This is a genomic window from Terriglobia bacterium, assembly GCA_020072785.1.
In the GTDB taxonomy this organism is placed as follows: Bacteria; Acidobacteriota; Terriglobia; order Acidiferrales; family UBA7541; genus Acidiferrum.
Genome location: JAIQGG010000004.1, coordinates 90,183 through 113,323 on the forward strand (window position 1 = coordinate 90,183; position 23,141 = coordinate 113,323).

General features: G+C 64.3%; 29 protein-coding genes. 22 read left to right on the top strand and 7 right to left on the bottom strand.

The features are described 5' to 3' along the window. Nucleotides 1-179: 179 nt before the first annotated feature. Entirely contained in the window at nucleotides 180-1,163 is a 984-nt protein-coding gene (locus tag LAN61_11870) for a hypothetical protein (GenBank protein MBZ5541203.1), read from the bottom strand. A gap of 1 nt (nucleotide 1,164) precedes the next feature. Continuing rightward, nucleotides 1,165-1,515, bottom strand: coding sequence for a hypothetical protein (locus tag LAN61_11875; GenBank protein ID MBZ5541204.1), 351 nt, complete (start codon nucleotides 1,513-1,515; stop codon nucleotides 1,165-1,167). Nucleotides 1,516-1,690: 175 nt separating this feature from the next. Between LAN61_11875 and LAN61_11880 the strand changes: the two genes are divergently transcribed. Then, nucleotides 1,691-2,221, top strand: a complete 531-nt coding sequence (locus LAN61_11880; protein ID MBZ5541205.1) for a DinB family protein — start codon at nucleotides 1,691-1,693, stop codon at nucleotides 2,219-2,221. After that, the gene (locus LAN61_11885; GenBank protein ID MBZ5541206.1) at nucleotides 2,218-2,514 is read left to right on the top strand and encodes a glutaredoxin family protein; all 297 of its coding nucleotides are present in this window, start codon (nucleotides 2,218-2,220) and stop codon (nucleotides 2,512-2,514) included. Before LAN61_11880 ends, LAN61_11885 begins: the two co-directional genes overlap by 4 nt. A gap of 44 nt (nucleotides 2,515-2,558) precedes the next feature. Here the strand turns inward: LAN61_11885 and LAN61_11890 are convergent, their stop codons facing one another. Further along, complete coding sequence (locus tag LAN61_11890) at nucleotides 2,559-3,002, bottom strand: hypothetical protein (GenBank protein MBZ5541207.1); 444 nt, start codon at nucleotides 3,000-3,002, stop codon at nucleotides 2,559-2,561. Nucleotides 3,003-3,250: 248 nt separating this feature from the next. Between LAN61_11890 and LAN61_11895 the strand changes: the two genes are divergently transcribed. The 8 genes from LAN61_11895 (at nucleotide 3,251) to LAN61_11930 (ending at nucleotide 9,303) form a co-directional block, all read left to right on the top strand. Beyond that, the gene (locus LAN61_11895; GenBank protein ID MBZ5541208.1) at nucleotides 3,251-4,222 is read left to right on the top strand and encodes a cysteine synthase family protein; all 972 of its coding nucleotides are present in this window, start codon (nucleotides 3,251-3,253) and stop codon (nucleotides 4,220-4,222) included. A 7-nt stretch (nucleotides 4,223-4,229) separates the two neighbouring features. Next, on the top strand, nucleotides 4,230-4,694 hold the full coding sequence (locus LAN61_11900) for a M67 family metallopeptidase (protein MBZ5541209.1): 465 nt from the start codon (nucleotides 4,230-4,232) through the stop codon (nucleotides 4,692-4,694). A gap of 32 nt (nucleotides 4,695-4,726) precedes the next feature. Then, nucleotides 4,727-5,008 carry a MoaD/ThiS family protein gene (locus LAN61_11905; protein ID MBZ5541210.1) on the top strand — a complete coding sequence of 94 codons (282 nt, stop codon included), beginning with the start codon at nucleotides 4,727-4,729 and terminating at the stop codon, nucleotides 5,006-5,008. 114 nt (nucleotides 5,009-5,122) lie between these two features. Continuing rightward, nucleotides 5,123-6,307 (top strand): molybdopterin-synthase adenylyltransferase MoeB, encoded by a 1,185-nt coding sequence (gene moeB, locus LAN61_11910; GenBank protein MBZ5541211.1) that lies wholly within the window; start codon nucleotides 5,123-5,125, stop codon nucleotides 6,305-6,307. Between the two features lie 231 nt (nucleotides 6,308-6,538). Further along, a complete protein-coding gene (locus LAN61_11915) occupies nucleotides 6,539-7,063 on the top strand; it encodes a carbonic anhydrase (GenBank protein MBZ5541212.1) in 525 nt (174 codons plus the stop codon). Nucleotides 7,064-7,141: 78 nt separating this feature from the next. Next, nucleotides 7,142-7,375 carry a CDGSH iron-sulfur domain-containing protein gene (locus tag LAN61_11920; GenBank protein MBZ5541213.1) on the top strand — a complete coding sequence of 78 codons (234 nt, stop codon included), beginning with the start codon at nucleotides 7,142-7,144 and terminating at the stop codon, nucleotides 7,373-7,375. 303 nt (nucleotides 7,376-7,678) lie between these two features. After that, nucleotides 7,679-8,989, top strand: coding sequence for a GGDEF domain-containing protein (locus tag LAN61_11925; protein ID MBZ5541214.1), 1,311 nt, complete (start codon nucleotides 7,679-7,681; stop codon nucleotides 8,987-8,989). Nucleotides 8,990-8,997: 8 nt separating this feature from the next. Then, a complete protein-coding gene (locus tag LAN61_11930; protein MBZ5541215.1) occupies nucleotides 8,998-9,303 on the top strand; it encodes a hypothetical protein in 306 nt (101 codons plus the stop codon). Nucleotides 9,304-9,452: 149 nt separating this feature from the next. Here the strand turns inward: LAN61_11930 and LAN61_11935 are convergent, their stop codons facing one another. The 3 genes from LAN61_11935 to LAN61_11945 form a co-directional block, all read right to left on the bottom strand. Continuing rightward, nucleotides 9,453-10,556: a glycosyltransferase family 4 protein gene (locus LAN61_11935; GenBank protein ID MBZ5541216.1), complete on the bottom strand. Its 1,104-nt coding sequence runs from the start codon at nucleotides 10,554-10,556 to the stop codon at nucleotides 9,453-9,455. Continuing rightward, entirely contained in the window at nucleotides 10,553-11,320 is a 768-nt protein-coding gene (locus tag LAN61_11940; protein ID MBZ5541217.1) for a glycosyltransferase family 2 protein, read from the bottom strand. Before LAN61_11940 ends, LAN61_11935 begins: the two co-directional genes overlap by 4 nt. A gap of 67 nt (nucleotides 11,321-11,387) precedes the next feature. Further along, the gene (locus LAN61_11945) at nucleotides 11,388-11,894 is read right to left on the bottom strand and encodes an FHA domain-containing protein (GenBank protein ID MBZ5541218.1); all 507 of its coding nucleotides are present in this window, start codon (nucleotides 11,892-11,894) and stop codon (nucleotides 11,388-11,390) included. Between the two features lie 191 nt (nucleotides 11,895-12,085). Between LAN61_11945 and LAN61_11950 the strand changes: the two genes are divergently transcribed. From LAN61_11950 to LAN61_11970, 5 genes are all read left to right on the top strand, one after another. Next, on the top strand, nucleotides 12,086-12,805 hold the full coding sequence (locus LAN61_11950; GenBank protein MBZ5541219.1) for a tetratricopeptide repeat protein: 720 nt from the start codon (nucleotides 12,086-12,088) through the stop codon (nucleotides 12,803-12,805). A 66-nt stretch (nucleotides 12,806-12,871) separates the two neighbouring features. Further along, nucleotides 12,872-14,008 carry a deoxyguanosinetriphosphate triphosphohydrolase gene (locus LAN61_11955; protein MBZ5541220.1) on the top strand — a complete coding sequence of 379 codons (1,137 nt, stop codon included), beginning with the start codon at nucleotides 12,872-12,874 and terminating at the stop codon, nucleotides 14,006-14,008. A gap of 159 nt (nucleotides 14,009-14,167) precedes the next feature. Continuing rightward, a complete protein-coding gene (locus LAN61_11960; protein MBZ5541221.1) occupies nucleotides 14,168-14,671 on the top strand; it encodes a DUF4440 domain-containing protein in 504 nt (167 codons plus the stop codon). Nucleotides 14,672-14,712: 41 nt separating this feature from the next. Beyond that, the gene (locus tag LAN61_11965) at nucleotides 14,713-15,114 is read left to right on the top strand and encodes a PaaI family thioesterase (protein ID MBZ5541222.1); all 402 of its coding nucleotides are present in this window, start codon (nucleotides 14,713-14,715) and stop codon (nucleotides 15,112-15,114) included. A 115-nt stretch (nucleotides 15,115-15,229) separates the two neighbouring features. After that, nucleotides 15,230-15,628, top strand: coding sequence for a nuclear transport factor 2 family protein (locus LAN61_11970; protein ID MBZ5541223.1), 399 nt, complete (start codon nucleotides 15,230-15,232; stop codon nucleotides 15,626-15,628). A 20-nt stretch (nucleotides 15,629-15,648) separates the two neighbouring features. Here the strand turns inward: LAN61_11970 and LAN61_11975 are convergent, their stop codons facing one another. Next, nucleotides 15,649-15,975, bottom strand: a complete 327-nt coding sequence (locus tag LAN61_11975) for a PilZ domain-containing protein (GenBank protein ID MBZ5541224.1) — start codon at nucleotides 15,973-15,975, stop codon at nucleotides 15,649-15,651. Nucleotides 15,976-17,711: 1,736 nt separating this feature from the next. Between LAN61_11975 and LAN61_11980 the strand changes: the two genes are divergently transcribed. The 7 genes from LAN61_11980 to fabF all read left to right on the top strand — a co-directional run bounded on the left by LAN61_11980 (nucleotide 17,712) and on the right by fabF (nucleotide 23,040). Next, entirely contained in the window at nucleotides 17,712-18,245 is a 534-nt protein-coding gene (locus LAN61_11980; protein MBZ5541225.1) for a DUF177 domain-containing protein, read from the top strand. Nucleotides 18,246-18,305: 60 nt separating this feature from the next. After that, nucleotides 18,306-18,488 carry a 50S ribosomal protein L32 gene (gene rpmF / locus LAN61_11985; protein ID MBZ5541226.1) on the top strand — a complete coding sequence of 61 codons (183 nt, stop codon included), beginning with the start codon at nucleotides 18,306-18,308 and terminating at the stop codon, nucleotides 18,486-18,488. 33 nt (nucleotides 18,489-18,521) lie between these two features. After that, on the top strand, nucleotides 18,522-19,526 hold the full coding sequence (plsX, locus tag LAN61_11990) for a phosphate acyltransferase PlsX (GenBank protein ID MBZ5541227.1): 1,005 nt from the start codon (nucleotides 18,522-18,524) through the stop codon (nucleotides 19,524-19,526). A 28-nt stretch (nucleotides 19,527-19,554) separates the two neighbouring features. Beyond that, the gene (gene fabD, locus LAN61_11995; GenBank protein MBZ5541228.1) at nucleotides 19,555-20,493 is read left to right on the top strand and encodes an ACP S-malonyltransferase; all 939 of its coding nucleotides are present in this window, start codon (nucleotides 19,555-19,557) and stop codon (nucleotides 20,491-20,493) included. Between the two features lie 71 nt (nucleotides 20,494-20,564). After that, the gene (fabG, locus tag LAN61_12000; GenBank protein MBZ5541229.1) at nucleotides 20,565-21,311 is read left to right on the top strand and encodes a 3-oxoacyl-[acyl-carrier-protein] reductase; all 747 of its coding nucleotides are present in this window, start codon (nucleotides 20,565-20,567) and stop codon (nucleotides 21,309-21,311) included. 202 nt (nucleotides 21,312-21,513) lie between these two features. Continuing rightward, nucleotides 21,514-21,756, top strand: a complete 243-nt coding sequence (gene acpP, locus LAN61_12005) for an acyl carrier protein (GenBank protein ID MBZ5541230.1) — start codon at nucleotides 21,514-21,516, stop codon at nucleotides 21,754-21,756. Nucleotides 21,757-21,795: 39 nt separating this feature from the next. After that, a complete protein-coding gene (gene fabF, locus LAN61_12010) occupies nucleotides 21,796-23,040 on the top strand; it encodes a beta-ketoacyl-ACP synthase II (GenBank protein MBZ5541231.1) in 1,245 nt (414 codons plus the stop codon). The last annotated feature ends 101 nt before the right edge of the window (nucleotides 23,041-23,141 follow it).

The following is a 23,141-nucleotide window of genomic DNA, read 5'->3' on the forward strand; positions in this document are numbered from 1 at the left end:
AGAACGCACCAGGGTCCAGCGTCCGGCGGCAGGCTGCATATCTGTTGGCTCATTTTGTGCGCACACCGCAGCGCAGACAAGCGGCGTTCCCGGCCAGTTTCCTATGCGTAACTTCCGTATGTGTGGCCGCGAAGCGGTCAGTGTCATGTGTGACCGCGAAGCGGTCAACCGTGGGCATACTATTCGATCTTGGGGTCCGCCTCGCTGCCCACCGCGCCTTGCCGATCGGCCGCGTGCAGGATGCCGCTCGCGTCGCGGAAAAAAGAGCGCCGCCCGGTGGTGCCGTACACCTGCGGCGTCGCCGCCAGTTCGTACTTCGCCGGCGCTCCCACGTCGCTTGCGCCCACGATCACGTAGCGGAAGGTGTAGCCGCTCTGCGCGCCCGCCGCCAGTTCCGCCCCGGCGAGCCCCGCCTCTCTCGCCGATGCCGGACCCTTCGCCGGCGGACCCAGTTGCGCGAGGCTTTCCGGCAGCCGGGTGTAGGTGCGCCGGTAGGTTTCCACGGCCTGCGCCAGGTTCTTCAGCGTTTCCAGGGCCTCGCGCTCGTTGCTATCCAGCGAGGCGCGGTTCCATTCCACTTCCAGCGACGGCAGGTCCAGCAGGAGCAGGCCCACGGACAACAGCTTCCATGCGCCGTCCTCGCGCACCAGCCCCATCTGGATGTGCCGCACGCCGCCCGCCGAGGCTCCGCTTACCGCGCGGATCTCCAGCGGCAGAAAGGCCAGGTTCTCCTGGGTGTCCGCGCCGCCGATCTGCATTTCGTTGGTCAGCGCCGGCGTCTCGCAGGCGATCATCGGGCGCCCGGAAGGATTCTCCGTGACGCCGGGTTTGCCCGGTTCGTCCAGCAGGACGAAGCGCTTCATGAGCGCGACGCGCGAAGGAGCGCTCAGCCGCGCGAAGGAGCGCGCGTTGCGCGCCGTGAGGAAGCGCGCAAACTCCTTCTGGTCCTGGGCGCAGGCCGCGGCGAGAACGTCGCGCAGCGCGGCGGCGGGCCCATGGCCCGGCCCGTTGCCCGGCCCATTGCCCGGGTTGGCGCCGGGGTTGACGCCTGTGGAGCGCGTGGACGGAGCGGCTTCCTGCGCCGCAGACGCGCTGGCAAACTGGGCGAGCAGCAAGAAAGCCGCGGCCAGGCGGTACCCGCGAAAACGCAGCAGGGCGCGCACGCTATTCCTTCACCGCGGCGAGAATGGCCGCAAGGTTCTGCGTGAAGCGGGAACGCGGCAGGACTTCATCGCAGCCCGCGGCCCGGGCGCGCTGCGCCAGCTCCGTCTGCACGTGCGAGAAAAAGGCGATCACCCGCGTGGCGTTGCCCGCGGCGCGCATCCGCTCTACCGCCTCCACCGGCTGGCTGCGCGCGTTGAGATCCACGAGCACCAGGCGCGGCGCCGCAGCCAGTTCCGCCTGCAGCGCTTCACCGGTGGTGGCGATCTTCACCGCCACGCCCAGCTGCTTGGCCGTTTCCGCCAGCTTCATCTGAAAAAACAGGTCGTCCACCAGGGCCACAACTTGGCTCATGCCTTCCGTCCTCTTCTGTGTGACCGCGAAGCGGTCAACTCCTCGTACCGTCTTCCATTATGCTCCCCCTTCTCGCCGCGGCGCTTGCCCGCGTACAATACCTGCCGGTGTTGACCGCTTCGCGGTCACACAAGAAGTCGACTGCTTCGCGGCCGAAGGAGAAGAGGAGGAGCCCATGCAGCCTGCCGGCATCATCCAGTTCCAGAACGTCATCGCCTTCCTGGAAAAGACGCCGAAAGTCCTGGAAACGCTGCTTGCCGGCACCGACGAGGAAACCCTTATCTGGAAGCCCGCGCCCGACCGCTGGTCCATCAGCGAAGTCCTTGCGCACCTCGCCGCCATCGAAACCCTCTACGGCCAGCGTGTCCAGCGCATGGCCACCGAAGATTCTCCGCTTCTCGAGAAGTACGACCCGGGGCGCGCCTCCGCGGAAGGCCATTATGCGCAGGGAGACGCTGAAGCGCACCTGGCCGCTTTTAGCGAGGCCCGCCAGGGAATCCTCGCCTTTCTCTCCATGCTGCCCCCCACCGCCGGAGCGCGCACCGGGCGGCATGCCGAGCTGGGCACAGTTACGCTTTCCGAGGTGCTGCACGAGATGGCCTCGCACGATCTCGGCCACTTGCGGCAGATCGCCGAGCTTTACCGCGCACTCGAGTTCTACCCTTACGCCGGCCCCTTCCAGAAGTATTCGAATCCAAGACCGTGACGCACCCTCTTCCGCATCCCGAAGAGGAACGCCTCGCCCGCGCCACCCCGCGCGAGATCACGCTCTACACCCGCCCGGGTTGCCATCTCTGCGAGGAGGCCAAGGCCGCCATCGCGCCGCTGCTGGCCGAATTCGGCGCCACCCTGCTCGAAGTCAATATCGATGAAGATGCGGTCCTGCGGGAACGCTATGGGTGGGATATTCCGGTGCTTTTTATTGGCGCGCACAAAGCCGCCAAGCACCGCGTGGATCTCGAGCAGTTCCGCCGCCAGCTGCGCGATGCGCAGTCTTAGCTGGAACTTTGCAGGCTGCGCTCTTCAGGCGCTCGTTGCGGGCTTCAGTGCCCGCCGCCGGCGTTATGCACACCGACCGTCTTGTCCGGCACGTCGCCCACACGCCCTTTGACGCGGTCATACACCGAGACCTGGCTCACCGACCCCAGCCCTTCGTTGTAGTAGGTGGGCACGCCCAGCGCCGTGCGCAATTCCTCGTTGAACTTGCGCAGGTTGCTCAGTTGCGGCGCCTGCGCCGGCAGCTTCTGCCCTTCGTCCGTCAGCAGGAATTTCTGATAGCCCGCGTCCCACAGCCGCGTGAACTGCCCGTGGAACATGATCGCCGGCAGGATGGTCATCTGGAAGCGCCCGTCGGTGTTCACCCGGAATTCCGCGCCGCAGCCGTATTTTTCCGCGCGCACCACTCCGCGCGTGCTTCCGACGGAAAAGCCCAGTGCCGCCAGGCTTTCTATCGCTCTTGGGGAGAACCGCTCTTCGACATTCCACATAGGGCCTTCAGAGTACGATTGTCGCCCCCGCCTGTAAAGCCCCCACCCGGTTTCTGCACTTCGCAAAGCGCGTGGAGTAGCGCGATAGGAGATGTGCGAGGGGATTAGTGTTTGTTGCAAACTTGTGGAGAAGGCCGAATCGATTCTGTAAGACATTGAATAATAAGGCTATATTTTCCTATTGTGGAGCGCCTTCAAATCGGATTAAAATGGTCGCCTTTCGCACCTTGTATTTGGACTGCTGGCAAATGCCTACGGCAGAACACAAACTGCTGAGTGAGACCCCCGCACCCGGCCGCACCGGGCGAACGGGAAGGTCTGTCCTGGACAGCATCGGCAACACGCCGCTGCTGCGGCTGGAGCGCGCCGGGCAGGCCTTCCCGCACGTCGAATTCTGCGCCAAAGCGGAATGGTTCAATCCTGGCGGCTCGGTGAAGGACCGCCCCGCGCTGGGCATGCTCCAGGCCGGGCTAGCCAGCGGCGCGCTGCGCCCCGGGAAAACCATCCTCGACGCCACCAGCGGGAACACCGGCATCGCCTACGCCATGATCGGCGCCGCGCTGGGTTATCCCGTGAAGCTCTTCCTCCCGGAGAGCGCTTCGCACGAGCGCAAACTGGTGCTCTTCGCCTACGGCGCGGAGACCGTGCTCACGCCGGGCGACGAAGGCACGGACGGAGCCATCCGCCGCGTGCGCGAACTCTACGCCGCGGAACCCGAAAAATATTTTTATCCCGACCAGTACAGCCACGCCGCCAACTGGCAGGCGCACTACCGCACCACGGCCAGCGAGATCTGGGAGCAGACCGCGGGGCGCATCACTCATTTTGTTGCCGGTCTCGGCACCAGCGGCACGTTCGTCGGCGTCACGCGCCGCCTGAAAGAGCTCAATCCCGCGATTCGCTGCATCAGCCTGCAGCCCGATGCGCCTTTCCACGGGCTCGAAGGCTGGAAGCATATGGCGACCGCGCTGCGTCCGGCGATTTATGACGACACTTTGGCCGATGAAGATCTCGGCGTTTCCACCGAAGAAGCCTACGGCCTGGTGAAACGGCTGGCCCGCGAGGAAGGCCTGCTCGTCAGTCCCAGCGCGGCGGCGGCGCTGGCGGGTTGCTTCCAGGTGGCGGCGCGGATTCCGCGCGCGGAGCACGCCGTGGTAGTCACCGTCTTCGCCGACAGCGCATCCAAATACTTGAGCGAACGCTTCTGGCACGAAACGTGATCCGCGCATGAACACTCTTTCGCATCTCGGGATCGGCAGGGAACTCGCGGAGCAGATCGGCCGCCACGGCGCGGAAACCTATCCCCACGAGTGCTGCGGCGCGCTGCTGGGGCGCGATGCCGCCGCCGATGCCGCCGATGCCGCGCGCGAGGTTCTGGCGCTGTTTCCCCTGGTGAACCGCCGCGAAGATTCGCCGCGCAACCGCTTTTCGATCACCGCGGACGACGTGCGCGCCGCGGAGGACGCCGCGCGCGGGCAGCAGCTCGAAATCGTCGGCTGGTACCATTCGCATCCGGACCATCCGGCGCGGCCCAGCGAGTACGACCGCGAGCACGCCTGGCCGTGGTACAGCTACGTGATCGTCAGCGTGCAGTCCGGCGCGCCGCAGGAGATGACCTCCTGGCGCCTGGCCGACGACCGTACGGAATTTTCTGCCGAGGCCCTTGCTATCCGGCGGCACGCTTCGGCGTGAGGCGGCAGAAGAGGATTTGAGGAGAACGAACGATGCCCGTGAAAGTAATCATCCCGACGCCGCTGCGCCCCTTTGCGGGCAAGCGCGCTTCCGCGGAATTTAACACCGCCACTGTCGGGGAAGCGCTGGGCTGTCTGACGGCGGAATTCGCCGAGCTGCGCAGGCATCTCTTTACGGAGGAAGGCAAGCTGCGCAGTTTCGTCAACGTTTACGTGAACGACGAGGACATTCGCTATCTGGCGAAAGAGGACACCCGCACGAAGGACGGCGACACCATCCACATCGTTCCCTCCATTGCTGGCGGAATTTCTTAGTACTGTCCGTCCGGCGGGATCGCGGATTCCGGCCTGGCCTCGCCGGGAAGAAATCTTTCTTTGGACGCATTGGAGACAACGGTTAGAATTTATAAGGGAGCAACGAACGCAATCATGGCCACAGGACTTCAGCCCCTGGCGGGCAACGCGGATGCCGCCAAGCTTTCCAAAGAAGAGATCCTCCGCTACAGCCGCCACCTGATCATGCCCGAAGTGGGCATGGAGGGGCAGCTCAAGCTCAAGCAGGCCAAGGTCCTGCTCATCGGCACCGGCGGGCTGGGCGCGCCGCTCGGCCTGTATCTCGCCGCGGCGGGCGTCGGCAGGCTCGGCCTCGTGGACTTCGATGTCGTGGACTTCACCAACCTGCAGCGCCAGGTCACCTTCGGCACCAGCGACGTGGGCCGCCCGAAGATCGTGGCCGCGCGCGAGCGCCTCGCCAACATGAATCCCAATATCGAGATTCAGGCCTTCGAAACCAAGCTTTCCAGCGAGAACGCCCTCGATCTCTTCCGGGATTTCGACATCATCGTTGACGGCACCGACAATTTCCCCACGCGCTACCTGGTCAATGACGCCTGCATCCTGCTCGGCAAGCCCAATGTTTACGGCTCGATCTTCCGCTTCGAAGGTCAGGCCACCGTCTTCGGTGCGCCCGGAGGGCCTTGCTACCGCTGCCTCTATCCCGAACCGCCTCCCCCGGGTCTCGTGCCCTCGTGCGCCGAAGGCGGCGTGCTCGGCGTTCTCCCGGGGATTGTCGGCACCATCCAGGCGATGGAGACCATCAAGCTGATTCTCGGCAGCGGCGACAGCCTGGCCGGGCGCCTATTGCTCTTCGACGCGCTGGGCATGAAATTCCGCGAATTGAAGCTGCGCAAAAATCCGGCGTGCCCGGTCTGCGGCGAGAACCGCAGCATCCACAAATTGATCGATTACTACGAATTCTGCGGCATCCGCGGAGAAGAGGCTCCCGCACCGGCCGCGCAGGTCCCGGAAATCACTCCGCGCGAGCTGAAGGCGCGCCTCGACCGCGGCGATGACCTCTTCGTTCTCGACGTGCGCGAGCCGCATGAATTCCAGATCTGCAACCTGCAGGGCCACCTGATCCCGCTCGGCGAAGTTGCGCGCCGCGTGCAGGAGCTCGATTCCTCGCGGGAGATCGTGGTGCATTGCAAGGGCGGCAAGCGCTCCGCGGAAGCCGCGGAGTTCCTGCGCAAGGCCGGCTTCCGGAAAATCTGGAACCTGAAGGGCGGAATTCTCGCCTGGTCGGACGAAGTCGATTCCTCCGTCCCGAAATACTGAGGCGCGCGAGATTGATGCGAAACAAGTTTCCTTCCCAAGGACGCAAACAGACGCAGCGCAACTGTTGTTGTGCGCGCACGGCGGTGTGTCTGACGGGATGATTGCTGTCTGATTGCCTGTTTTTGACGCCGCCGGACTCCTCGAGTTCGGCGGCTTTTGTTTTTAGGGCCAGGTTTTTCAATCACTCGCGTTCTGCACGCCAAGAGAGCGCGATTTAAAAAGGAGAAAGTCATGGGAGTCTATCAAGAGACGCTGCAGGCCAATGAAAACTACGCGAAGGAATTCAGGCTCGGGCATCTGCCCATGCCGCCGGGCCGCAAACTGGCCATCGTGGCCTGCATGGACGCGCGCCTCACGGTCGAACAGGTCCTCGGCCTGGAAACCGGCGAGGCGCACATCATCCGCAACGCCGGAGGGCTCATCACCGAGGATGCCATCCGTTCGCTGATCATCTCCACGCAGCTCCTCGGCACGCGCACCATCTACGTCATCCAGCACACCGATTGCGGCATGCTCACCTTTCGCGATCAGGAGCTTAGCGACCGCCTCGCCAAGGAGACCGGACACGACGCTTCGCACATCCACTTCCGCGCCTTTTCGGACGTTGCTAGGAGCGTCGCCATCCAGATCCAGCGCGTCCGCGAGATCCCCTTCCTCCCCGCGGAGGTAGATGTGCACGGCTTTGTCTACGACGTGCGCACCGGCAAACTCCTTGAAATTGCCTCGGTGGGGGAAGAAAAGGCGGCTACCGCTTGAGTTCCCGCTGCTCTCCCGTTATCGTTGGACCTTCCGCCCTTCTCGCAAGCAACGGCGGAAACATTGGGAGGCAGAAGAATGGCGGCAACCAAGATCACCGTGAAGGATAACGGCCCGCTGCGCATCGAGGGCGAGTTCGAGATCCTCGATCCCAGCGGCGCAACGTTCGGACTTGCAGGGCGCACAGCGCTTTCCCTGTGCCGCTGCGGCCACTCCGCGAACAAGCCGTTCTGCGATGGCGCCCATAAGGCCAAAGGCTTTATGGATCAGGTACAGGCCCGCGAGTTACCCCCACCAAAACCACAAGTGTGAGTCGGATCGAGACAGTCTCAGAGATGAGACTGTCTCGATTTGATACATTTGTACCAACTCCGATAATCCACCCTGGAATCTCATGTAACGCCATAAGAACAAGTATGTTATGCCTTGATCAGCGGAATTTGACTCATCCTTTCAGTTATCTCACGATGTTGTTTCATGCTCTTGCGGAACTGCTGAAAGAACTCTAACTCTTGTTTTATCAATTCGTTAAAGTCTGAATGATTTCTTGGCCAAACGGTCTCTGACTTGCTGTCTTAGGGAATCGTTGGGTCTCTTTGGCTATTGGGGGATATCTTGGGCGGTTGGGGCAAATTCGCCGGGTTTTCCCGGGAGAAGTCGCCGCGCTTTCTGGCCATTGCAGTCGCGGCCCTGTTGGCAGTGTTCTTTGGCGGGGTCCTGTGGCTGCGCTCGGCGGGGGTCTCCGGAGCGCCGCAGACCTATCTCTATCTGGAGATCTGCGGGACGCTGCTGAGCTTCTGCTATGCCGCCAACGCTCTGGTACGCTTCCGCGGAACGCATGACCGCACCGCGCTGATCCTGGCCTTTGGCTTCGTCATCTCCGGCATCCTGGAAACGCTCGGGTATTTCGGTCTGGCCGATCTGCTGCAAGCCGGTCCGCTCTCCCTCAGCCGCGTGCCCATGAGCTGGATGGTCAGCCGCACACTGCTGGCGATTCTGTTGCTCTCCGCGCTTGGGGTGGAGCGGCGTATGCCCACCTCGCGTCAGCCCAGCCGGGAAATTGCCGGGGCTTTGCTGGTGGTTGTCGTGGCCGGGTATCTGACCAGCGCCGCCTTTCTGGCCGCGCCGGCCGCGCCTCTGGCGCGCGCCGCGCATCTGCTCTCCCGTCCCTGGGATCTGCTTCCCGGGCTGCTCTTCCTGGCGGCTGCTTGCTTTTACTACCGGCGCTTGCGGGAAACGCAAACGCTTTACGACTACGCGCTCTTCGGCGTGACCCTGCTCAATGCCGCCAGTCATGCCGCGGCGTGTTTTTCGCGGCAGCTTTTTGACGGGCCGTTTTTCCTGGCCGAGGTGTGCAAGACGGCCAGCTACGCCGTGATGCTCGGCGGAGCGTTGCTGGATCAGGCCCGGCTTTTCGAACAGGTCAGCGCCATGGCGGTGAGCGATCCCCTCACCGGCCTGGCCAACTATCGCCGGCTGGTCACCGTTCTGAACGGCGAGCTGGATCGCTCGCGGCGCAGCGGCCGGCCCTTCAGCGTAGTGCTGCTGGACATGGACGACCTGAAGGCCATCAACGACCGTTTCGGTCACCTGACGGGCAGCCGCGCCATCTGCCGCCTGGGTAATGTGCTGCGCCTCCATTCCCGCACCATCGACACGGCGGCCCGCTACGGCGGCGATGAGTTTGTCCTGGTGCTTCCCGAAGCGAAAGGCGATGTGGCGGCGCGCGTCGTGGAGCGCGTCCGCGAGCGCCTCGCACAAGACGGCGAGCTGCCGCGCCTCTCCGTGAGCGCCGGCGCCGCGGTTTTCCCCGACGACGGGGAGACTGCGGAAACGCTGCTGACGGCCGCGGATCACGCCCTCTATCGCATGAAGCACCGGCGCACGAATTTGCAGTCGATTTCCCGCATTGCGGCGTGTTTGTGAGGAGAGCGATGCCCGTGCTCAAGAACAGCTCCCCGCCGCGCCTCGAACGGCGCATCCCCATGGAGGTGGCTGTCGTGCTCGATGGCCATCGCGAGATGCCCGGCAGGGAAGTCACCTTTACGGAAAATGTCAGCGCCCGTGGCGCGCGGGTCGTCACCATCCGCCGCTGGGCGCCCAATGACCGCCTGACGGTAAAGTCGCCGGCGGGAAACTTTCGCACCTCGGCCCGGGTGGCCTACTGCCAGTCCTTGCGTGGTGAAGGCTTCGCGATTGGCGTGGAGTTCCTGGACCCGCGGGGGCGATGGGTTGTCTGAATCCAGAAGCAGCTCGACTCCGAGTCGTAGCGGATAGGAGGGAACGCCTGGAACAGGAATCAGAAACTAGCGCAGGATAACGCCGTGCGGAGTGCAGCAAGAGCCGCCCGGCGTTTTCCTTTTTTGCAGGGCCAGCCAAGGAACCTCTTCTAGACCAACCCTGGATCGCCGGCTGTGCTGCGGATCTCCTGGTAAAGCTGCAGTGTCTTTTCCACCATGGTGTCCGCCGAAAAATTCTGCTGCACGCGCACGCGCCCGGCGCGGCCCACGGTTCCCGCAAAGGCCGGGTCGCGCAGAAAGCGCGCCACCGCTTCGCGGATCTCCGCGACGTCCGGGCCGGAAACCAGCAGCCCGCTCTTTTCGTGCTCGATGATCTCCGGGAGCGCGCCTTTGGCGAACGCAATGGACGGCGTTTCGCAGGCCATCGCCGCCAGCAGAGAATTGTTCAGCGCCTCGAAGAACGATGGCAGCAGGTATACGTCCACCGCGGCATAGACGTTCTCCACATCCTTCACAAATCCCGGGAAGAGCACGGCGTCCGCAATCCCCAGCTCGCGGGCCAGCGCTTGCAGCTGCCCGCGCAGCGGGCCGTCGCCGGCCAGCAGCAGGCGAATTTGCGGGAACTCCGGGCGCAGCGCGGCCACCGCGCGGAGGAGCCATTCCTGGCCCTTGTCCGCGAGAAAAACTCCCGCGCAGCCGAGCAGCGGGATTCCTTCCGCGAGACCCCAGCGCGCGCGGGCCTGCCGGCGCTGTTCCGCGCTGGGTGGCGGCGGAATCTCCACCCCTTCGTAGATTACGGCGATCTGCTCCGGCGGGATGCCGCAGGCCGCGACCTTTCCCGCGACCCACTGCGAATTCGCGATGATGCGCTGCGAAGCGCGGTAGCGCGCTTTGGCCAGCCAGAAGCGCGAAAGCGGATAACCCACGCGCCGGGAAATCACCAGGGACGTCCGCTTCTGCGCCTTCGCCAGCCAGGCGGCGGTCAGCGCATGTGGCTCGTTGGCATGCACGATTTCCGGGACACCCTTTGCAAAGAGTCTCTGCAGCTGCAAGAAGGCCTGCAGCGTGGAATGCCGCGCGGCGACGGTGTGCACGGCCACGCCGCAATCGCGCGCGCGTTCGGCGAGCGCCGAGCTTTCCAGGGCCAGCAACTCGGCGGCATGCCCGCGCGCGTGCAAGCCTTTCAGCAGCAGCAGCGCCTGGTTCTGGCCGCCGCGCCATTCGCGCTCCAGGTCCACGTACAGCACTCTCATGCCCCGCCCTGCTTCCCGGTCTCGCGTACCAACTGCCCGAGTTTCCGGTACTTGAGGCGGACCGCCCGGGCCGCCATCTGCGCAATCAGCGCCCCGCGGTAGCCATCCAGGAATCCGCCGCGCAGCACGAAATTCTGGAACCAGCTCCACGGCGTGGCCAGCCACAGGGCCCCGCGCCAGCTCCGCTTGCCCGCCGCATACAGCTGCTGCGCTGCCAGCGCCGTATAGCGCTCGACGTTGGCCTCGTGCTCGGCGAAGGAACGCACCGTGTAATGCAATAAATCCCCGTTCAGCCGGCCCGGCTTTCCTTCGCCGCGCAGCGATTCGTGCACGAGGCCCTCGAAGCGCGCCGCATCCCGCCGGTACAGCCGCCGCTGATAATCCGGATACCAGCCGGAGTGCCGGATCCACGCTCCGAGATACCAGGTGCGCCGCGCCATCTCATACACTGTCGCGCCGGGCGGGCCCGCCTTCCACTTTCGCAGCGCGCCCTGCAGCGCCGTGCTCAGCTCCTCGTCGGCGTCCAGCGAGAAAATCCACTCGTGCGCGGCCTGGGCCGCCGCGAAATTCTTCTGCTCGGCATAATTGGTCCAGGTGCGCCTGAATACCTTGGCTCCGTGTTCTCGCGCAATCTCCGTCGTGCGATCCGTGCTCCCGGAATCCACGACGACGATCTCCTCCACGACGCCGGCCAGCGACGCCAGCGCGCGCGGAAGATTGTGCTCTTCGTTGAGCGTGATCAGACAGGCGGAGACGTGGTTCATAGGGGGATGCGGAAAAGTATCTCACAAAAGATGGCGGCGGCCAGAGGAAGCCGGGGGGCTTGCCGTGTTATTTCAGTTCGAACGTGATGCGAATGGTGCTGGAGCCGATGCGAAACTCCGCGCCATCCACCAGGTAGGCGGCGCGCGTGCGCTCTTCGTCGTAAAACGTGCCGTTCGTGGATTCCAGGTCCTTCAGGTTGATGGCCGTGTCCTTGACCTCGAGCAGGCAGTGGTAGCGCGATACCTCGGGGTCGTCGAGTGCCAGGTCGGCGCCCTTCCTCCCCAGCGTCACGCGCGGCTTGGTGAGTTCGAAAACCAGGCCTTTCGAAGGTCCGCTGGTGACCGTGAGCAGCACGCGCCGCCCCTGCGGCAGGCTGAGCCCCTCGTAGTCGTCTGTGACCTGCAGGTTCGGGCTGGTGCCGTCGGCCCGCGCAAACGAAGGCAGGGGCGAGATCACCATGGTACTGTCCATGCGCCGGCGGATCTCGATCACCGTGGTCTGCCCGCATTTCGAGCAGCGGAACTGCACCTTGGGGTGCGTGCCCACGTCCGCGTCTTTCAGAATGTGCTGCATGCCGCAATGAACACACGCCGTTTGCATGCGAAAAGCTTAGCACTCCGTGGCGCTTCGCGGGAGGAAGGGAGCGCGGCCGGGTGCGGCAAGAGTAAAGCGGATTTTCCCGCGCACAGGCGCCGGCCGCTCTCCGGTCTTGCGCGCAAGTGTGCTAGCATTAGGCGTTCCAGACCCTGGAAGGAGCCACCGTCTTGTCGCAGCATATTACGCGCAAGGAATTGAAGCAGGACAAATTCCGCCAATCGATCGAGCACGGCGCCGAAGCCGTCATATCCCACAAGACGTTTGCCACCGTCGTGATCGGCCTGGTGGCCGCCATTGCCCTGGTCACCGGCGGCTGGCGGATTTATACCGAGCGGCGCACCGTCAACGCCGCCGCGGCGCTGGACGATGCCAGCCGGGTGTACAACGCGCGCATTCGCGCCGCGGGCGAACCCGCCGAGCCCGGCGAGATCACCTATCCTAACGTCGCCCTCAAGATGCAGGACGCCGCGGCGAAGTTCGCCGCCGTCGGCGACAAGTACCCGGGCACCAATCCCGGCCAACTGGCCCGCTATTACGCCGCGCTCTGTTACGAAAGCCTCGAGCGTCCCCACCAGGCCCTGGAAAGCCTGAAGAAGATCGAAGGCAGCAGCGACAAGGAACTGGCCGCGCTCGCGCAATACCAGTCCGCCACCATCTATGCGCGCACTGGAAAGACCGACGACGCGGTGAAGGTTTACCGCGCCCTGGCGGAAAAGCCCAGCGCCTTTGTGCCCCGCAGCCTCGCCCTGCTGGAGCTGGCCGCGCTGCTCCGCACCAGGAACCCTAAGGAAGCGGCGGACATCTACGCGCAGCTCAAGAAGGAGTTTCCGGACACGGCCATCGCCGAAGAGGCGGAACGCAACCTCGAAGTGCTGCCGCAGTCCTGAGAGACACCTCCGACGATAGATAGCGCCGCCCGCAATTTATCCCGGCCCGGAGTCTCCGAGCGCTCCATGAACCTCGCGCCCTACGCCATGCATGCGCAAGACTCCCGCGGACGGCGCTATGCCGAGCCGGCTCATCCCTACCGCAGCGACTACGCGCGCGACCGCGACCGCATCATCCATTCCCGCGCCTTCCGCCGCCTCGAGGCCAAGACCCAGGTCTTCACCACCCGCTTTTCCGATCATTTCCGCAACCGCCTCACGCACACCCTGGAAGTCGCCCAGATTGCGCGCACCGTGGCCGGCGCCCTGCGCCTCAATGCCGAACTGGCCGAAGCCCTGGCCCTGGCCCACGATGCTGGGCATCCCCCGTTCGGCCACGCCGGCGAGCGCCAGCTCGACGAGCTCATGCACGCGCACGGCGGCTCTTTCGATCACAACTTGCACGCTCTGCGCATCGTCGAGCAGTTCGAGCAGCGCTACTTGGCCTTCCCCGGCCTGAATCTGACCTTCGAGGTGCGCGAAGGCATCGTCAAGCACTCCCGGGACTATCCCCCGGCGGACTACCCGCAGCTCGCCGAGTACGCCCTGGACCAGCGCCCCCCTCTCGAGGCTCAGCTCATCGACTGGGTCGACGAGATCGCCTACAACACCGCCGACCTGGACGACGCCCGCGAGGCCCGCCTGCTTTCCCTGGACGATCTCCTCCAGGAGGTGCCCATGTTCCGCGAGGCCTACGCCGCCGTCGAGGCCGCCTATCCCCAGGGCCTCGCCAAGCTGAAGTTCAACGAAGCCCTCAAGCGCGTCCTGGACCTGCTGGTCACCGACCTCATCGAAGCCACGCAGCGGCGCGTGGCCGCATCCGGGGCAGCTTCCGTGGACGATATCCGCCACGCCCCGCAGCGCCTGGCCGGCTTCAGTGTGGAGCTCGCCGCGCGCAACGCCGAGCTAAAAAGCTTCCTCTCCACGCACATCTACCAGCATCCCGCCATCACCGACGACCGCAACCGCTCCGTGCCCTGCCTCGGCGAGCTCTTCGCCTATTACCTGCGGATTCCCAGCGCCATGCCCCCTTTCTACGCCGAATTGGCGGAGAGGGAGCCGCGCCACGTCGTCGTTTGCGACTACATCGCCGGGATGACCGACCAGTATCTGTTGCGCCAGCACCGCGAGCTGTTCGGCGCCAGCCGCCGCGCCGTGAATTAGCGGCTTGCAAAGGTATAGTTTTGGGAGTGTCATCCTGTCTCTGACGATGGTTTTCATCGGAGGCCTCAGGATCTCCACCAGCAGGTTTGCAAGATTTGCTATTGCGGTCCGCAGCCTGCTCCGGATACAAAGAAATCTGAGCTGCGAGGGAGGGGAATCGTGGGAAGAAAGACATTCGTTGCGGTGGCGCTGCTTCTGTGCGGCGTGCTGGTGTGGAGTTCTTCGGGGACGGCCGCGCCGGCGGCCGCGGACCCCGCGGTGTTGCTGCAAGCCGATGAGGCGTTTGACGCCGCCAGAGCGGAACGCGGCTTGGAGGGCTTTGCCTCGTTCATTGCCGAGGACGTGACCACCATCCGTCCCAATCAGCCGATCGTCCGCGGCAAGGACTCTTTTCTCGCGGGCTGGAAGGAGGCCTATGCCGTGCCCGGGCTTTCCGTGCGCTGGAAGCCGGAAGTGGCGCGGATTTCGGACGACGGCACGCTGGGCTTCACCCTCGGCGCGTACCACGCGACGCAGACCGATAACGGCGTCACGAAATCCGTGGGCACCGGGAAATACGCGACCATCTGGCGCCGGCAATCCGACGGCTCCTGGAAAGTGGTCTTCGACACTGGCGTCCGGGATACGCCGCCCGCGGCTCCTGCGGCGCCGCGCAAGCCCTGAGCCCCGCCATGTCCCAGGCTCACTTCGCGAAGCTCGTGGTCATGTACCACGGCGCGCCCATCAACCAGTGGTTTCAGCCGCGCCTGCGCATTCCGGAAAAAGGCAGCGCGGAGATCGAGCTCGCGGTGCGCAAGGAGTTTTACCACTCCGCCGGCGCGGCCCACGGTTCCATCTATTTCAAGGCCCTGGACGACGCCACGTTTTTCGCCGTGCAGTCGCTACATCCGGAGACTTTCGTGCTCACGGCCTCCTTCAATCTCTACTTCCTGCGCCCGGTCACCGAAGGAAAGCTGCTCGCGCGCGGCCGCGTGGTGAGCCGCGCCAGGCGCTTGTACATCGCCGAAGGCGTGCTCTTCGACAGCCACGGCAAGGAAGCCGCGCGCGGCAGCGGCAGCTTCGTGCCCAGCGCCATCCCGCTGACCCCCGAAATGGGCTATCGCTGAGGGCGTGCCAGACGGCTCTGCCGGCAATCCGCCAGCAAGGCTTCGGCGCTTCCTTGACAGTCTCCCAAACATTTGTTTGGATAGCGGCATCTTCTTTTCCGGGAGACTCGAGATCATGGCCGCAGCGCTACCCGCACCCGTGCAAGGTTATTTTGACGCCGTTCACGCCAGCCAGCCCGATGCCCTGGCCAAATGCTTCGCCGAAGACGCAGAAGTGCACTTTCCCATGCAGGACCCGGTCATCGGCCGCGCCAAAATCCGCGAGTTTTATGCCGGGGTCTTTGTCTTCTACGCCCGGCGCCACGACGAAATCACCGCCGTGTACAAGAGCGAGAGCGGCAACGTGGCCACGGAGATCCACTTCGACGGCGCCACCGGCGACGGCAAGCACGTCACCTTCGACGCCGTGGACGTCTTCACCGTGCGCAGCAACAAGATCCAGAAGCTGCGCATCTTCTACGACAGCGCCAAGGTCCTGCAGATGCTCGGCGCGCTCCCCAGCGCCTCCCGGTAGTCCGCCACCGTCTGCGCGGGTCAGCTCAGCAGGCGCTTCAGGAGCAGGTCCAGCCGCGCGCGGTGGTCGTAGTCCATGCCCGTAAATTGGATGCCCATGCCCTCTCCGGGTTTGGCGGAGCGGACCGTGGCGCGTGCGCGCACTTCCCCGTTGGGCACCTGGAAGACCAACTTCAGAATGGTGCCGACGGGCGGCGGATTCGGCGTGGTGATGAACAGCCCGCCCAGACCGAGCGATTGCACCCGGGAGACTTCCTTGTGCGCCCCGGCCTGCCAGGCCACCTGCATGCCCTTCGGCAGGGTGATGCGGGGAAAGCGTCGTACCTCTTTCGCAGGCTTTTTGTCCATGGCGAACCTGACCGCATACGCTCGCCGCTGAACAGCGCAGGGAGCGAAGTGTGTTGCGTCCGAAAATCGGGGGCGGAAGGGTGTGCGCCCGATATGGTCTTCCGAGGATTGTGCGATGGCCGGCATCGAACAGGCAAGCAACAACGGCGGCGGTGTCTCCGCTCGGTAAACCACCCGGCCTGGGCCTCCCCGCGGGGCGGGTGGCGGGGTCCGTCCGTGGACAGAGAGAAGGGGAGAGTACTAAAACCCAGGGGGACCCCCGGCAAATTGTGTAAGTGTGGATTCCGCAGGACTTTAAGTTCAACAATTTTGGAAGTGTGGATTGTAAAGGGGTTGCGGGCGGATTTTGTGGAAGTGTGGATTGTAAAGGGGTTAGCGGGCGCGGGGTGCGGCGCGCGGAGTGCTGCTGCGTACTCACGGCACATGTTACCACAGTAGTACATGCGCTTCAAGAAGCGATTGGGAGAAATTGCGAGGGCGGGGAGGGGCTTGCGGCTCTTCGCAAGGCAGGCGGTGAATTCGAACGAGGCGATGCGTAGCGCTATCAGGTGAGAGGCAAAACCACACTCTTTTGGCGGACGAAAACGATGCGTCACTCAGATCTTGTCAACTCATCAAGGGGCTGCCACCCGGCGGCACCCACCCGGGATGATCCGCCGAAACGTGATTCACCGTGAGAGTTTCAGAGCTTCGGCCCTCCACCACTCTGAGAATCAAGCGGTGCTTCCAGGCATTGCGGAGCGGAAGTGTCTCTTGACAACGCCTTCGCTCTTATCGACGGCACCCGGCCATACATTGCGAGAAGGTCTGCTTCGGTCCGATGTTTGTGGGTACAAAGCTATTGGGCAGGAGTTTTGCTCATATCACTTGGAAGCTCTCGCACGGAGATGTCGATGCCGGAGATTTTGACGACTTGGAAGTCGAGGCTTACGTGGTCCCCAGGCCGTGCGCTCGCCCCATACGCCACGTCCAGACGCGTTGGAGTTACCCATTCCATCCTCAGATTCATCGTCGCATATTCGTGAGAGAAGACTAACACCTGCGTCGGAGCCTGTGACCCCTTAATCCGCTTCAGATACACCGTGGTTGCATCATAGGCCGTTCCGGGACCACCCCACTGTTGACCGCGAGCGGTCGCAAGCCAGCGCCCATCGGGAGATCGGGCTTCTGCTGACCAAGTCGTCGCAACATCTTGACAGCCTGTTCCTAAAAGGCAGACTCCGACGATTATAAGCAAAATCACCTTGCGGATCGCCGGACGGCCGAGCGTATCACGCTCAATGCGTCGTCCGAGATTGGCCGCTTCGGAATCCATCAATACGGGTTGCATAGAGTTCCGGTTCGCTCCGCATTGTATCCGTTAGTGATATTTGCAACGTTGACTGCTGGAATATGCGTGTAATTTGAGTCCATCACCGTGCCAGAGGGATAGTTGCTAAACATGGCCCCGTAAGCATTCGCGGGTGGCGCATTCTTCCGAGCGCATGTCGGCCCTCGCATCCCACGGCGAGGATACCACTGTCATACGTTACCCCGGAGTGATAAAACGGCACAATCCCGGGTGGCCTACCCTTTGCGGTTTTTGCAAAGGGTGGGTCCTGGGCATTGCGCTGCCGAAGAGGCGGGTGGCGGGAGGTGGCGCGGCGGGTTGCGGGGCTGGGGGTTTTCTTGACTTGCGGCGGCAGGGGCCTCGATAATGAATAGACATGAACGGGAGCGCTGGAGGCGGCGATAGCATGTTTCTGGACGTCAAGGACCTTGCGGTCCGCAAGCTGCGTATTCAGCGCAGCTACGCTCCGGGCAGCCTGGACTATGGCGCGGCGGACCTGAAGCAGGTGGAGCCGCTGGAAGTGCGGGCGTCTGTCGAGCTGGTGGAAGGGCAGATCCACATCGAAGGCGAGCTGCAGACCAAGGTCGAGCTGGTGTGCGCGCGCTGTCTGGAGCCGGTGGTCGAGGAAGTGCACCGCCCGTTTGACCTTTATTATAGGCCGCTGCCCAAGGGCGCCAAGCCCGAGGAAGAGCGGCTGAAGTACGACGAGACGGAGATCGGCTTCTACCAGGGCGAGGGGCTGTTCCTCGCCGAGGTGCTGACCGAACAGGTGCTGCTGGCGCTGCCCATGAAGGTGATCTGCCGGAGTGACTGCCGGGGCTTGTGCCCCAGTTGCGGCGCCAATCTGAATCACGAAGAGTGCCGCTGTGAGACCCACGCGACGGATCCACGGCTGGCTCCCCTCGCGCGCCTCAAGCAGGAGTGGCTGAAAAAACAATAGTGTTCGGGGCCAAAAGCCCATAGAATTCGCCCCGGCGAGTCCGGGAACAGGAGTAGTGTTATGCCTAACCCAAAACGACGGCATTCCAAGGCGCGCAAGAACAAGCGCCGGGCCCATGACTTTCTGACGGCTCCGGCGAGCGGCGGCAAGTGCCCGAACTGCCATGAAGAGAAACAGCCACACCGCTCCTGCCCGCATTGCGGCCATTACAAGGGCCGCGCGGTCCAGGACGCCAAGGCCTAACACCGCCCGGCCTGCCGGGTTCAAGCTCCCATGATTACCATCGCAGTGGACGCCATGGGCGGAGATCAGGCACCCCGCCCCGAGGTCGAGGGCAGTATTCTGGCCGCTCGTGAATTCGGCGTACGCATCCTGCTGGTTGGGCAGCCCGCGGCGGTGCGCGCGGAGCTCGCCAAGCACGCCACGCCCAATCTGTCCATCGAGGTGGTTCCCGCCAGCGAAGTGATCACCATGGAAGACCACCCGGCGCAGGCCTTTCGCCGCAAAAAGGACAGTTCCGTGCACGTGGCCGCGCGCCTGGTGCGCGAGGGCCGGGCCGACGGCATGATCAGCGCCGGCAACACCGGCGCGGTGATGACCGTGGCGCGCTTCGTGCTCGGCGCGCTCTCCTCGGTGGACCGCGTGGCCCTGGCCGCTCCCTTTCCCAACGCCAAGGGCGGCGTCTCCGTGCTCCTGGACGTGGGCGCCAACGTCGATTCGAAGCCCGAGCATCTGGTGCAGTTCGCCGTCATGGGCGAGATCTACTACCGCACGGTGTTCGGCAGCCGCCGACCGCGCGTGGGCCTGCTCTCCATCGGCGAGGAAGAAAGCAAGGGCAACGAGCTCACCCGCGAGGTCAACAACCGCCTGAAAAAAGTCCCCGTGCATTTCGTGGGCAACGTGGAAGGCGGGGACCTTTTCTCCGGCAACGTGGACGTGATCGTGTGCGACGGATTTGTGGGGAATATCGCGCTGAAGATCTGCGAGGGCCTGGCGCTGCAGATTTTCGGCCTGCTCAAGAAGGCCCTGAAGAGCACGCTCTCCGCGCAGCTCGGCTACCTCTTCTCGCGCGGAGCCTTCAAGGGCCTGCGCAAGCACATTGACTACACGGAATACGGCGGCGCGCCGCTGCTCGGCGTGCGCGGCGTCTGCGTCATCGGCCACGGCCGCTCCAACGCCAACGCCATCAAAAACGCCATCCGCGTGGCCGCCGGGCTGGCGCGCGCGCACATCAACGAAAAAATCGAACAGGAACTTACGGGGACGGCAGTGCACGCCTGAAACGGCGCCGCCGGAAAGAGAAATCAGTATGGGAAAAATTGCATTCGTGTTTCCGGGACAGGCTTCGCAATACTCCGGAATGGGCAAGGAACTCGCGGAGAAGCACTCCGCGGCCAGAGAGGTCTTCGAGGAAGCCGACCGCGCCCTGGGCTTTTCCATTTCCCGGATCTGCTTCGCCGGCAGCGAAGACGAACTGAAGCAGACCGCCAACACCCAGCCGGCCATCCTCACCTGTTCCGTGGCTTTTTACCGCCTCCTCGCGGAGCAGGGCAGCAAGCCCGATTTCGTCGCCGGGCACAGCCTGGGCGAATACTCCGCTCTGGTCGCCGCCGGAGCGCTGCAGTTTTCCGAGGCCGTGAAGCTGGTGCGCCAGCGCGGCATCTACATGCAGGAAGCCGTGCCCCCGGGCACCGGCGCGATGGCCGCCATCCTGGGCCTCTCGCCCGCCGTGGTGGCCGATGCCTGCAAGCGCGCCGCGGAAGGCGAAGTCTGCTCCCCCGCCAACCTCAACTCCCCGGACCAGACCGTCATCTCCGGAAACGCGGCCGCCGTGAAGCGCGCCGTGGAGATTGCATCGCAGCAGGGCGCCAAGCGCACCGTCATCCTGCCGGTCTCCGCGCCGTTCCATTGCGCGCTGATGATGCCCGCGCAGGAGCGCCTGGAGAAGGACCTGCGCCAGACCACGTTTTCGAATCCGCAGGTGCCGTTGGTCTGCAACGTGGACGCCGATACCATCGAAACCGGCGACCAGGCCCGCGAAGCCCTCATCCGCCAGGTCTCCCTGCCCGTGCGCTGGGAAGAGTCCGTGCGCCTGCTCATCGAAGAGGGCGTGACCACCTTCGTCGAGGTCGGCCCCGGCAGAGCCCTCACCGGCATCCTGCGCCAGATCGAGCGCTCCGTGCAGGCCCTCAACGTCGAGGACGAGAAGAGCCTGAACGCCGCGCTGGAAAAGCTCGCGCAGAACTAGGCCGTGAGCAGGGAAGCGTAGCCGCCCTCCTTAGCGGGCGGGGTTTCTTGGGGTGAATGCGAGGTGGCGGCATGTTCAGCCTGAAAGATAAAGTGGCCCTGGTGACCGGCGCGTCGCAGGGCATCGGTCGCGACGCGGCCCTGGCCCTGGCGCAGGCCGGCGCGAAGGTCGCCGTCGCCGCGCGCAACGAACTGAAGCTCGCCGCGCTCGTCGAAGAGATCGCCGCCGCGGGCGGTCAAGCCCTGGCCGTGACGATGGACGTCGCCGACGCCGCGCAGGTCAAGGCCGGCTTCAAGCAGGTCCTCGAGAAATTCGGGCGCCTGGACATCCTGGTGAACAACGCCGCCATCACCCGCGACGGCCTGGCCCTGCGCATGAAGCTCGAGGACTGGGACGCCGTTTTGCGCACCAACCTCACCGGCGCGCATCTGTGCATCCAGCAGGCGCTGGGCCCGATGATGAAGGCCCGCGCGGGGCGGATCATCAATATCTCGTCGGTGGTGGCGGAGTCCGGCAACGCCGGCCAGGCCAACTACGTGGCCTCGAAGGCCGGCCTCATCGGCCTGACCAAAGCCATCGCCATCGAAATTGCTTCGCGCAATATCACCGTGAACGCCATCGCTCCGGGCTTCATCGCCACGGCCATGACCGACGTCCTGTCCGACCAGGTGAAGGAAGAACTCCAGGCGCGCATTCCGCTCGGACGCCTGGGCGCGCCGCGCGACGTCACCGCGGCCATCCTCTTTCTCGCCAGCGACGAAGCCGGTTACATCACCGGCCACGTCCTGGACGTTAACGGCGGCATGTACCTGGCCTGAGGAATTCTTTTTCGGGCCGCGCCGCAGCGCCCGGATGCAGGAGCCCGTGCCGAGCACAGAAGCCAAGTTGACCTAACCGCAGGGCCTCACTAGAATAGTCGGGTTATTCTGATGGGCCTGATAACGGCGGCGGGAATGCCGCCCGGCAGCACCGCAACATAGCACGAGTTTCGTACAAGTTCGCAGAAGGCGGAGGATACGCATGCCAAGCGTGGAAGAGCGCGTCAAACAGATTATCGTCGAGCAACTCGGCGTGGATGAAGCCGAAGTGACACCCACGGCCTCGTTCGTGGACGATCTGGGGGCCGATTCCCTCGATCAGGTGGAATTGGTCATGGCTTTCGAAGAGGCGTTCGGCATCGAAGTGCCGGACGAGGACGCGGAAAAGATGGCCACCGTGAAGGACGCCGTCGAATACATCGAGAAGCACGCCAAGGGCAAGTAACCCTCGGCCCATCACAGCCCTTACAGGAGCCAGCCTACCTTGACACGCCGGGTTGTCGTTACGGGCGTTGGTTTGGTCTGCGCGCTGGGCATCGGCACGGAGGAGACCTGGAAGAACCTCCGCGCCGGGCAGAGCGGCGTAGGCCCGATCACGCTTTTTGATGCCACGGGATTCGACTGCCGCATCGCCGGCGAGATCAAGAATTTTGATCCCTTCAACTGGGTCGAGAAAAAAGAACTGAAGAAAATGGGCCGCTACATCCAGGTGGCCCTGGCCGGCGCGGATTTCGCGGCCAAGATGGCCAACTGGACGCCCAATGACGGGGATGCCGACGAGATCGGCGTGTACATCGGTTCCGGCATCGGGGGTTTCGACGTCATCGAGCGCGAGCACAGCAAGCTCATCCACGGCGGCCCGGGCCGCATCTCTCCTTTTTTCATTCCCGCGTCCATCGTCAACCTGGCCTCCGGGCACGTCTCCATCCGCTACCGCGCGCGCGGGCCCAATTCCGCGACGGCCACGGCCTGCTCGGCCTCCGCGCATGCCATCGGCGATTCCTTCAAGATCATCGAGCGCGGCGCCGCGGAGATGATGATCTGCGGCGGCACCGAGGCCACCATCACGCCCATGGGGGTCGGGGGTTTCGCGGCCATGAAGGCGCTCTCCACGCGCAACGACAATCCCGCCCATGCCAGCCGCCCCTTTGAAGCCAACCGCGACGGCTTCGTGGTCGGCGAAGGCGCCGGCATTCTCATCCTCGAGTCCCTCGAGCACGCCCAGAAGCGCAGCGCCCCCATCCTCGCCGAAATCGTCGGCTACGGAATGTCCGGCGACGCCTACCACATCACCTCTCCGGCGGAGAACGGCGACGGCGCCTACCGCGTCATGCGCGCGGCCATGAAGGACGCCAAGCTCACTCCCGAGGACATCGGCTACGTCAACGCCCACGGCACTTCCACCCCGCTCGGCGACGCCATCGAAACGACCGCGCTCAAGCGCGTCTTCGGCGAGCGCGCCAAACGCGTGCCCATCAGCTCCACGAAATCCATGACCGGCCACCTGCTCGGCGGCGCGGGCGGCTTGGAGGCGGGCATCAGCGTTCTGGCCCTGCGCGACCAGATTCTGCCGCCCACCATCAATTACGAAACGCCGGATCCGGCCTGCGACCTCGACTATATTCCCAATCACGCGCGCCCCGCGGCGGTCGAATACGCGCTCTCGAATTCCTTCGGTTTTGGCGGAACCAACGCCGCGCTCATCTTCAAGCGCTGGAGCGGCAAGTAGCGCTGGCGTCTGGCCGCCAGATTTTTTCTGTCATTCTGAGGGCCCCCTGCTTCTCAGGGCTCGAAGAATCTCAACCGCTGGGATCACCTCGACTAATCGGC